Genomic DNA, 10,887 nt, shown 5'->3' with positions numbered 1-10,887 from the left:
TACCGCCGGTTGCTTGCCGTTTCGCTCATAGCAGCGAAGGTCGAAGCAGCAGCAAGGACCTCGAAACGGGGATAAAGTACTCCACGGTCAGCAAGCCTGTAACCTTACCTGTAAGAGGCAAGGGCGCCTCACCAAGCTGGGGCTGAAAGCATAAATTTCGAGGCAGCGGGTTGGCTATGGCGGGGTCAAACGCAGGCTAAAGACCAAATCCGTGTTGCTATTCGCTTCTAATGAATGTAATGCCGGAAGCCTGAGCTGTTGACACTCGGGATGTAGAAGAGGACTAGGCCGTTCGTCCTATACTCATCCTATTGTATATATAAAACATTCAGTATTGGCACTGGTTTTGACCAGGAAGCTTGTCCTGTTTTATCTTTTTCCTTCTTTCTATCTCCTTCATCTGTGTATCCACGTACCCTTTTAGCTTTATCCTTAACCCTATTAGCCGGCCTCACCAGCTGCGACAAGGAGAGTTTCAAGCCAACCTTTCCCACCATTATAAAGGCCACCGAGCTGGTCATGGACAAGAGCTGGAAAGTCACGGCTATTACCGTAAAGAAAGACACTTTGCCGGCCGAGGATATCTACTCAGCCAAGCCGACCTGCTTCCAAGACAACTTATATACGTTTCAACCCAATGGGGCCTTCCTGCTGGACGAGGGACCTACCCGCTGTGACCAAGCGGCATCGCAGACCCGCACGGGTACCTGGGCCGCGTCAAACGGTGGCACGACCCTGACAGCCACCGTTGCCCTAGCCCCCCAGCCTGGGGTTGACACCAATATAAAGGTAGGCGGCACTATTGAATCGCTCTCTACCACCCGGCTCGTGCTCGCCAGCACGGACACGACGGCGAAGAGGATCACCGTAACGCGCACCACGCTGATCGCCCAGTAAGCGGCCCGCAACAGTTGCCAGTAAAAAGCCGCTCTTATCCAGGAGCGGCTTTATTACTAGGGTATCGCAAAGACACGTGCGCCTTATTTTAGCAACTTTTGGCGAATGATCCTGGTTCCTGAGCTTATTCCAGTACGATCTATTGCGTCGCTATAAAACCATCGAGTCCGTACTAGCTAACCATGAAAAAAAGCCCAGCATCAGCTGGGCTTTTTGCTTTCAAGAGCGCAATCATAAGGGATAACGAGTGCAAACCTACGCACGAATCAGGCACAGACAAAGGGTTAACATTAAAATAATTTAATATATGAACTACCTGCAATAAGAGGAGAAAAGGTTCTCGGTTAAAGCCGTTCGAAGCCTCCTAATTGCGTCGCGGCCGTGCGAGGAAACAATTAAGGCTGGTCGTAGAGGTACGCGGGTGTAGCTCCTTACGATGGAGCTCAGTAGGTCAATAAGTAGGGCGAAAGATACCGTTAAGGATATTTCCCACTATGGGAAATGCCAAGCGAAGAATGCAAGAAATGTGGTGCTGCATGGTGAGGCCCCCTGCGACAGTTCACCAGGAAAATAGTTTCTAAGCCGACTAGCAAATAACAAAGCAAAAAAGCTGTTCAATATATTCTGGTTATAGTGATAAATAATTGATAAAAACTAACTTATGCCCGTTATTCTCGAAATAGGAATTTTGTATATTTTTAGGAATCTGTTCACTCTATTTTTGTTACCTAGAAAGTTTTATGGCTGGTAATACAGTGGAAATGCATTATTAAGCTAAGAAAATCGATAACAGCACAGAAAGTGGGTTTTTGACTTTTCTAATGACGTACATTGAAATATTTATATTAATAAATATTATATAGAACTTGCTTTCGCTTTCAAGAGCACCACTGTCCGCTTCTATCCTTTATCTGCACCATTTGTATGAAACTCCACGCTTCTCCCTTCCACCCAGTTACAGGCACCTTGCTCCCTGCTTACCGCGACGCGTATTTGCGCGGCGATCTTTCCAGCAAAAACACCGAAGCTGTCGACGCCTATATCAAAGCGAACAGCCAACAAGCGGATGCGACTCTGCGTCGCTTCTACGAGCTCAAGGGTCAAGGGCACAATGTACAAGCCGTAGGCTGGGTACAACGCCAGTTTGACCTGATCCGCACCGAGCCCCAGCGCTTCCGCCAGCGCGCCGCGGCCATGGTAGTAGGTACTGCGCTCNCCGCCAGCGCGCCGCGGCCATGGTAGTAGGTACTGCGCTCGTGGGTAGCGCCGTATTTGCCGGCTCCAGCCGTCCGACCACGGAGGTTACTTCCCCACTCGCTTCGTCGACCATGGCCGCAGCCGAAACCGAAGGCTCGGCTAGCTTGCTGCGCGTGACTACCGTCCGTGGTCGCATCCTGGACGAAGAAGGCAAGCCGCTAATAGGCGCAACCGTACTGCAAAAAGGCAGCTTCTACGGCGTGAGCACCGACGCCAAGGGCGAGTATAGCCTGCGCGTACCCGCGAACCAGCCGGTCACCCTGCAATACGGCTACGGCGGTTACACCGATGAAGAAGTACACGTAAAAGGCGGCACCACCGCAAACATGACCCTAGTGCCCCGCCAGAAGGAAGCTAAGGTGAAAAAGCACCGCTGGTTTATCTTCTAAGCCCCACTGTGCGCTCCTACGCGTGCTGATCGTCCCCCGCAGTTCGTCTGGTTAAGGCCTAGCGACTTCGGGGGACGTTTTGTGTAAGGGTATATCTGCCGACCAATCGATAAAAACTTGATTGTTGGCACCAACCGCCTCACGCCACACGCAGGGCTTCTGCTGGCAGCGAGAAGTCGCCAATCAACACCCCATTGACCAACAGCGCTGTTCCTTGCTGCAAGGCATGCTCCCCTACTTCACCCGGGACGAGTTCTCCTTCTAAGGTAAGATAACCTGTGGGCTTGATCAGTAAGAGAGCAGCAAAAGAGAGGGCAACCGAGTTCATGAGGCGAGGGGCAAAGAGGATGTAACAAAGGTACTACCCTCCCCTACCCCCTTCAAGGTGAAACCAGCACATACTGTGACTTGTACTTTATAAATATTGATTTTTATTAATATTTATAAAGTGCAGCTTTGCTGCGATTTGGACAATTAGCTTGCTATGGATTGGGACTAAAGTTGATTTGTTTGTGACAAGCAATAGAGCTACTACAGGCGTTATTTTTTCGCCTGCTTAATAGGCGGTTGGGTAGGGTAAGAGCCTACGTAGAGGACTCCTATGTCCGCGCTAGTAACCATTACAAGCGCATAGGGTAAAAGAACTTACCTCTTCGGGTGCGGTACCTGGATTCGTTCAGACGCTGGGCAATAACGCGCAGGCTCAACCCCGTAGCATGCAGCAGCGCGGCCAGCCGTGCCACTTGCCGCTTGGCTAGATGCTGCTGGGCGTTCTGTTGCCGGACGACTAGTCCGCATTCGGTAGCGTTAGCTGTGAGATTGGTGGGCCCAGCACGTGGCCGCGGGCTTTCTTGGCCGCTAGGGCATCGCTGGTGCGGGTGGCAATGGCAGTAGCTTACTTCTGGGCGACGGCCGCCAGAATATGCAGATGAACTCATCGGCAGCGGGTAGGTCCACCGCCTTGAAGCGCAGACAAGGAGCTCGTGTTCACTGCGTGCTATCGATCTTGTTTAATCAACCAGCGTTCGTCCTCACTGGGCCAATACACACCGGTAGATGGTGCAGGTCAAATGCCTACTACTCACCAATAGCCTGTGCGCTAGCATGCAACTTTTGCTTACTCAGCAAGCTCGCAAGGATGTTACTGTTGCTCGCAGCTACTGCCCTGCTCTGCTCCGCCACCTGTAGCCGGACGGACCCGGATCCGGAACCAGGGGTTCCACCGGCCGCCTGTGCTCTGATGCCGGCTACGGGCCCGTGCAACGCCGCCTTCGCGCGCTACTACTTTGACCCGAAGGAGAAGAAACAAGAAATGTAAACCCTTTACGTGGCAAGGCTGTGGCGGCGTCGTTCCCTTTGCCACGTTACAACGTGCTACGACTGCGGCTGCAAGTAAGGGAAGGCGCGTGACGGTTACTAGCTTGTCACCCGAAAGGGGAATCACTCTTGCATGCCTCAGGGCCGACCCATCAGCCGGAGGCTGGCCTTGAGGCATGCTGCTTAAGCGCACGGTTTGCTACGGGATGACGATCCTCTTGGCGAGGGCCGGCCGGCTGCCCATCCACGCGTAGGCGAAAGTAGTAGAGCCCCGCCGCCTGCCCCGCAACGATTAGTTTGTGGACCCGCAGCTCGTAAACTAACGTCTACCTAGTCCACCGTACGACCCAGCGCGTCCCTGACAGTCAGGCTCACCGACGCGGCGCACGTTGAGTCAAAGGCAATGGTCGCCATGCCGCTCACCAGATTGGGATACAGCGACATTAACTCAAGACGCTTGATGCACCAATTTCTCCTCGAAGGGTGAGCTACAATGCAGGCAGTAGACTGCTCACTTCCCTACTAGCTTTTCTTCTAGCACAGTTCGGTAGAGGTGGATATTATTTTCCTCATACCCCGTGAAGCGCTTGATTTCCTTGCCCCGACTGTCGGCTACCAGAATAAAGGGAATAGCGTTGAAATTGAATTTCTGCTGCACCAAGTCGATCTGCTCTTTGTCGGCGATAAGCTGTTGCCACCCCATTTGCTCCTGACCTAAGGCCTTTTGCCAGCTTTCCGGTTTTTCATCAATGGAGATACTCACTAGGTTTACCCCCCGGTCTTTGTAGTCGGCGTAAAGCTCTTTGAGCTGGGGGATTTCCCGGCGACACGGCCCGCACCAGCTAGCCCAAAACACGAGCATATTCACCTTCGCCCCATTGTCCATCATCCAGCCTTGCTGGTTGTTGGCCCCTGTCAGGGACAGATTGGGGTAGGGCTGATCTGGGTCAGTGCGGTTGGCTAGGTAGTGGTTGACTTTGCGCCCAAAAGTGGAGCCTTGCACCTCTTGATCGAACAACGCGAGTATCTCGCGTAGCTCCTGCTCGGAATACTGTTCTTTCGCGTTATATATTTCTTTTAGCAGGTAGTATGAGTAGGGGTTCTCCTGGATTTTGTTTTTGAAAAACGTGAGTCGCGCTGCTCGTTTTTCTCCTTCCAAGTTACCGAGCCAACCAAAGTCCACTCGATTAAGACTGTACGTAAGATCCGTTTCCCTACTACCAAACACTCTTATATCATTGCTTTGCGCATCTCCTAGTAGTCTCGTGCGCCCTTTCTCCAAGAAAAAGGAGGTGTCGTGATACTTTAAGCTGTCCTTACCTTTTGAATGGTTATAAAAGGCGAGCATGCGATACCCCAGCCGGTGGAAAAATTGCTCCGTGCTATTAGTAGAGTCATAGGGTATCGTGTTATTCGTATAGTGAATAGACACTCTACTAGGAGTAAATGAAGAATCCGATTTCAGCTTGAAGAGGAAGTGACCATTCTGGCACTCCGCCGAGTCCAGTATGACATCGTATTGGTGGGCATCGGCTAGGTATACTTTGCCATCCGGGATATGCTTGATGTTGCCCTCCACAATAATTTCAGCTGTAGGCTTCTCTTGATTACAAGCAGCCAAGCAAGCGAGTAAACTAATTCTTACGAGTAAACTTTTCATGATTTGAAACTGTAGCTAATTGATTTATAAAATACTTACTATCAATAATCGAATATAAAACAAGATGTATCTTATGCAATAAAACAGCGACGCCGCACAACTAGCTACACTCCGTAAGAACAGATTTAGTGGTGTCCGTTGCGTAACGATGCTCCACGGTACATTTTTGCTCGAAAAGCTGGTTCTAATGACGGATCTTTACTAGTTCTAGTCAAGTGCTTCCCTGTCTGTGCAACAAGCCATAAGCAAGCAAGTACTCGATGCATTCATGTGCGAGCAGCTGATCTGTCTATTGGATCCGGCGACGGAATTACCCTTCTCGACAGTGCCGAGAGCGTACGGGAGCAGATTGGAGCGTTGTTTACTCACTTACAGCAGCTGTCAACCCTTAGCGATGGCATGGGGCTAGCAATCCCGCTAAGTCATCGGGGAAGCACTCCTACGATTCAGTGGCTCGCTTTCCGATAAACTGGCGGCTGCATCCAGAGAGGATACGTACTTCGTGAGAGTGACAATAAATAGATAAAAGCCAGACCCAGCCAGGCCTAGCCGCTAAGGTGACTAAATCCTGGGAATCTTTTCTTGACACGATCTGTGGTAAAAATCAAGGGTTGAGGACAAGTTTTGAGGTAAAATCAGCTTCGTAGGGCGCACCCCATTTAACGATAGCGAAGGCTTGCTTGAGCAGCTTATCACAGACGGCAATCAGGGCTAGCTTCTTGTTCTTGCCTTTCGCCACAAGGCGGTCAAAAAGCGCCTGACGCGCTGTAGTTGTTTTCTTGGCCGCGAAGCTGCACATAAACAGCTTGCCGCGGATCAAGCCGCCGCCCATCTTGGTAATGCGCACCTTACCTCTGATGCTGATGCCTGAGCTGCGCCCCCGGAGAAGGGAGGGGATTGTCATGTTAAACGAGTTCGCAGGCTCCATAATACGCGAATCTTACTCCTCCTTTTCCCTCCTCAACAGCCGCTTTTACGGTGAGTAGACGAACACAGGATACTGTTGCTTTTATGACAAGCTTAGAGAAGTGATGCTTCGTACGCGATACTAGTCCGTGTACTTTTGTCGGACCACAGGCTTGCGCATGTTTCTGTATGGCTTGCGCGGGAAACGAGACCCTTTTGCTCGCTTAGCGCGTGAACAGGAGTCCTGCCCTACCTTTACGCCTACGCTCTTTCCCGCTCCGCTCATGATCCAGTTGCTCCCCCTTCAGCTTGCCCAAGCCCCCATTTTCTATCGCTGGCTGCAGGATCCCGAGGTCATTCGCTACTCGCTCTCCGTGTTCCAAGACCTGACGACCCTGCCCCAGGTGGAGCAGTGGCTGGCCGCCACGCTCCAGGACCCGCGTAGCTTGACGCTGGGCATCTACCTAGCGGATACCGGTGCGCTCATCGGCTACACCGGCCTGAGCGGAATCTCCGCCCGCAACCAGTCGGGCGAGTACTTCATCCTGCTGGGCGAGAAGCGCTACTGGGGACGAGGCCTCGGCACCGAGGTGACCCGCCAGGTCCTGGCCCGCGGCTTTCAGGAGCTGGGCCTGCAGCGCATCATGCTCACCGTCTCCGAGCCCAACCAAGGAGCCCTGAAGGCGTACCTGCGCGCGGGCTTTCAGCTGGAAGGGCGCCTGCGCCAGGCCTGCTACCGCCAGCACGCTTTCCATGACAAGCTCGTGCTGGCGGTGTTGCGTTCGGAGTGGCCCGCGCTACACGCCGCCCGCGGAGGCCTCCAAGCTTGATGCGGCGGGTGCCGACTGGGTGAATTGTTGCAACACGTAGGCGTAGAAGGCCGCTTGGTCCACCTGCGTGGCCACCTGCACCCATTGCTCGCAGCCGGGCTGGCGCTGCGTGCGCCCGGCGCTGGGGCCGCTAGCGACCACGCGCAGCTCTACCCGTTCTAGGCGGAAAGCCTCGGGAATGGCCAGGTAACTGGTGGCCAGCACATCCCACATGAAGTAAGTGTACTCGTAGGCCGGAATTGTATCTACAGTCGTGGCCCAGAACTGCCCGGCTAGGTTAGCCCAGGGGTGGGCCATATGCCGAGCTAAACTTTGCAGGAAGGCCTTGCTAACCGGCACCGTGTTGGTCACATCCAAGGGAATGAGCGTAAGCGGCAGTTGGTAGGCGAGCAAGCGGGCGGCGGCCGCAGGATCCCAGAACACATTCCACTCGGCGCTGCCGTCGTGGTTGTAGGTGCGCACATTGCCCTCAACGTCTACCGCCCCGCCCATCCACACCACCCGGGCAATGTTACCGGCGATGCTAGGATCTAGGTCCAGCGCCTGCACTAGGTTCGTGCACGGGCCGGTCAGTAACAACGTCACGGGCTGCGTGGCCTGCGCTAACGCATCCCGGAGGAAGACAGCACTCGGGCGCGCATCGAGTGGGGTGGGCGCTGGGTCTAGGTTGAGCAAGGCGGGCAGTGCATTCAGGATGCGCGGCTTGGCCCGCCATGCAGCCGGGAAGGCGTTCACGCCGTGGCAGTCCCCGACACTGACGGGAATGGCTGGACGCTGGGTGAGCTGCAGCAACTTCCAAGTCGTTTCCACGGCCTGCTCGGCGTAGCAATCAGCGGGGGTAATGCAGATGCCCTGCAGGTCGACTGCGTCCATGGTGAGCAGCAGCAGTAAGGAGAGAAAATCGTCCGCTGAGCCATCGTGGTCGAAGAGCACGGACAATTTTTGGGGTAAGTTTGCGGGGGTCATGGCGCTAAGTTTACGTACATAATACGTAAACTTAGCGTATATATTACGTTAACCTAGCATCATGCTGTTTAAAATTGCTGTCGACTGTATTATCTTCACCTATGACCAGCAGGCGCATCAGCTCCAAGTCTTGCTGATTCGCCGGGAGAACGCGCCGGCGCAAGGAGAATGGGCCTTGCCCGGCGGCTTTGTCGACCAGCTCGAAGACTTTGCCGTGACGGCCGCACGCAAACTGCGCCAGGAGACGGGCGTGGACGTGAGCTACCTAGAGCAGGTGCAGGCCTACGCGCTGACGGACCCCACGGCGGGCCAACGCCTAGCTTCAGTGGCCTACTATGCCTTGCTGGACGTAGCGCACTACGCCCCCGCAGCAGATCGCACCCACTACGCGCAGTGGGTGGACCTAGCGCAGCTTCCCGTGCTGCCTTTCGATCATGGGCAGAAGGTGCAGGATGCGTGGCGACGCCTGCAAGAAGCGGCCCGCCACCGGCCGGTGCCCTTTCACCTGCTGCCGCGTAAGTTTCCGCTCAACCACCTGCAGAAGTTCTACGAGGCCCTCTACCAGGTGCCACTGGACAACCGCAACTTCCGCAAGTGGGTGAAGGGCTTGCCCTACGTGGAGGCTTTGGCGGAAGTGGAGCAAGGCGTCTCGCACCGGCCCAGTCAGCTCTACCAGTTCAACACCGCCGCCTACTCAGCCTACGAGCAAATCACCCAGCGCACCCCCTACTAAGCGCAAGCGCCGCCTAAATACAGCACCTTACCACAGACAAAACGGTGGTCGAGCTGCGCTCGACCACCGTTTTGTCTGTGGTAAGATCAGTAAAAGCCTAGGCTTAGCGGATAACCGTGAAGCGTAGGTTTTCCACCTTGCCGTTGCTGATTAAGCGACAGATGTACACGCCGTTGGCGAGCTTCTCGGTGGACAAGGGTAGGTAGTATTCGCCGCCGCTCACCACCTCGGCGTTGTAGAAGGTTGAAATCAACTCCCCCAATTCGTTGTACAAGTACACTTGGGCTTTGCCACCTTGTTGGATGTGGAAGTGCACGGTGCCGGTTTCCGTCAGCGGGTTGGGATACACTTCAAGCAGGTTGCGTTCTGCCCGCTCCGAAACCTGGTGCGTAGCACTCGCTGTCGTTGCCACTGATTTGGCCGCCCCCGTCACGCGGCGTAGCGCCGCGGCCGGAATGAGTTGTTTGGCCAGACCTGGTCCTTGGTAACTTGCGGAGAACACCTGCCCGCCGCCGTTCTGGAAGTACGTCACGGTGAAGGCATGCGTGCCCGCTTGCAGCCCGATGGTGCCCGAACGCTCCTGCGTGTCGTGCGAACCGTCATTATCTACCACGAGCGTGGAGCCGATAAAGAGCTGGGAGCCATCATCGGAGCTGGTGTAGAAGGTGTATTGCCCATCGGCGGGCACCGTCACGTAGCCCGTGTACTGGAAAGCATACCCATAGTCGCGCAAAGCCGGCGTGAGCACTGGGCTCGGCAGGGTGCCACTCTGGAGTGGCGTCAGGCTAGCAAAGTTGGGCAAAGCGTCCCAGAAGCCTTCGTAATACTGGTAGTCGAGGCCGGCAACCGTATTGGCTGGGTTCTCCGGCACGCGCAGATTGTTAGCCGCATTCACCGTCACGGTGACTTGGCTTTGGGCACTCGTGGCGCCTTGGCTGTCCGTGGCAACCAAGCCGAATACATACGTGCCCGCTACCAAGCCGCTGACGGTGGGCTGCGCCACCGTGGGGTTGTTGAAGGTGGCCGTATTCGGACCACTCACCTGGCTCCATAAGAGGGAAGCAATCGGACCGTCAGCATCGGTGGCGCTACCGCTGAGAACCAGTGAGTTGGTAGGCAGCGTGATGCTTCTGTTGGTCCCCGCGTTGGCCACCGGCGCTTGATTGGCGGTACCGGAAACCCGCTTATAGGCGGTGGCCGGGATGAACTGCTTGCCTAGGCCTGGTCCAGCGTAGCTCACGTTCAGCGTCTGGCCGCCATCATTCTCGAAGAAAGCAATGGTGATGGCGTGCGTACCGGCTTGCAGGCCGATGGTACCTGACTGTTCCACGTCGCCGTGCAGGCCATCATTGTCCACCACCAGCTGCGAACCGATGTAGAGCTTCGAGCCGTCATCGGAGGTGGTGTAGAAGGTGTATTGCCCGTCCGTGGGCACGGTTACGTAGCCCGTGTATTGAAAGGCGTAGCCATCATCCCGCGACGCCGGTGTGAGCACTGGGCTGGCGACGGTGCCGGTTTTGTTCGGCGTCAGGGCGCTGAAAGTCGGCAGCGCGTTCCAGTAGCCTTCGTAGTATTGGTAATTCAGGCCGGCCACCGCATTGGCTGGGTTCTCCGGCACGCGCAGATTGTTGGCTGTTCCCGACACCCGTTTCAGCGCCGAAGCCGGAATCAGTGTCTTAGCGAAGCTAGGTCCGGCGTAGCTTACTTGCAGGTTCTGGCCGCCATACCCTTGCAGGTACGAAACCGTGAAGGCGTGGGTACCGGCTTTCAGGCCGATGGTGCCGCTGAGCTCCCGGTCTCCGTGCGAGCCGTCGTTGTTGACCACCAGCGTATTGCCGATGTACAAGAGTGAGCCATCATCGGAGTTGGTGTAGAAGGTGTAGACGCCATCCGTGGGCACAGTCACGTAGCCCGTGAACTGGAAGGAGAAGG

The 10,887-nt window shown here is 55.2% G+C and carries 10 protein-coding genes; 4 read left to right on the top strand and 6 right to left on the bottom strand.

Annotated features, from left to right (window positions below; genetic code table 11):
- Positions 1–402: 402 nt before the first annotated feature.
- On the top strand, positions 403–897 hold the full coding sequence (locus BXP70_RS27925) for a lipocalin family protein (RefSeq protein WP_143436751.1): 495 nt from the start codon (positions 403–405) through the stop codon (positions 895–897).
- Between the two features lie 1,235 nt (positions 898–2,132).
- Complete coding sequence (locus BXP70_RS27915; protein ID WP_086597414.1) at positions 2,133–2,543, top strand: carboxypeptidase-like regulatory domain-containing protein; 411 nt, start codon at positions 2,133–2,135, stop codon at positions 2,541–2,543.
- Positions 2,544–2,682: 139 nt separating this feature from the next.
- Here BXP70_RS27915 and BXP70_RS27910 read toward each other — a convergent pair whose 3' ends face one another.
- The 4 genes from BXP70_RS27910 to BXP70_RS27895 all read right to left on the bottom strand — a co-directional run bounded on the left by BXP70_RS27910 (position 2,683) and on the right by BXP70_RS27895 (position 6,424).
- Positions 2,683–2,871 carry a hypothetical protein gene (locus BXP70_RS27910; protein WP_086597413.1) on the bottom strand — a complete coding sequence of 63 codons (189 nt, stop codon included), beginning with the start codon at positions 2,869–2,871 and terminating at the stop codon, positions 2,683–2,685.
- A gap of 292 nt (positions 2,872–3,163) precedes the next feature.
- Entirely contained in the window at positions 3,164–3,481 is a 318-nt protein-coding gene (locus BXP70_RS29755; protein WP_143436750.1) for a hypothetical protein, read from the bottom strand.
- An 890-nt stretch (positions 3,482–4,371) separates the two neighbouring features.
- Entirely contained in the window at positions 4,372–5,520 is a 1,149-nt protein-coding gene (locus tag BXP70_RS27900; RefSeq protein WP_086597411.1) for a TlpA disulfide reductase family protein, read from the bottom strand.
- A gap of 604 nt (positions 5,521–6,124) precedes the next feature.
- On the bottom strand, positions 6,125–6,424 hold the full coding sequence (locus BXP70_RS27895; protein ID WP_143436749.1) for a hypothetical protein: 300 nt from the start codon (positions 6,422–6,424) through the stop codon (positions 6,125–6,127).
- Between the two features lie 151 nt (positions 6,425–6,575).
- Between BXP70_RS27895 and BXP70_RS27890 the strand changes: the two genes are divergently transcribed.
- Positions 6,576–7,256 (top strand): GNAT family N-acetyltransferase, encoded by a 681-nt coding sequence (locus BXP70_RS27890; RefSeq protein WP_218779888.1) that lies wholly within the window; start codon positions 6,576–6,578, stop codon positions 7,254–7,256.
- On the opposite strand, the gene BXP70_RS27885 is transcribed toward BXP70_RS27890, so the two are convergent.
- Positions 7,224–8,222 carry a nucleoside hydrolase gene (locus tag BXP70_RS27885; RefSeq protein ID WP_086597409.1) on the bottom strand — a complete coding sequence of 333 codons (999 nt, stop codon included), beginning with the start codon at positions 8,220–8,222 and terminating at the stop codon, positions 7,224–7,226. The genes BXP70_RS27890 and BXP70_RS27885 overlap by 33 nt on opposite strands.
- A 61-nt stretch (positions 8,223–8,283) precedes the next feature.
- Here BXP70_RS27885 and BXP70_RS27880 point away from each other — a divergent pair, with 61 nt between their 5' ends.
- A complete protein-coding gene (locus BXP70_RS27880; protein ID WP_086597408.1) occupies positions 8,284–8,955 on the top strand; it encodes an NUDIX hydrolase in 672 nt (223 codons plus the stop codon).
- A 103-nt stretch (positions 8,956–9,058) separates the two neighbouring features.
- Here the strand turns inward: BXP70_RS27880 and BXP70_RS30425 are convergent.
- Positions 9,059–10,887, bottom strand: a 1,829-nt coding sequence (locus BXP70_RS30425) for a PA14 domain-containing protein (protein ID WP_218779887.1), incomplete at its 5' end; no start/stop codon positions are given.

The organism is Hymenobacter crusticola (assembly GCF_002154225.1).
In the GTDB taxonomy this organism is placed as follows: domain Bacteria; phylum Bacteroidota; class Bacteroidia; order Cytophagales; family Hymenobacteraceae; genus Hymenobacter; species Hymenobacter crusticola.
Note: the sequence above shows the minus strand (reverse complement) of the source record. Positions and strands in the feature narration are given on the sequence as shown.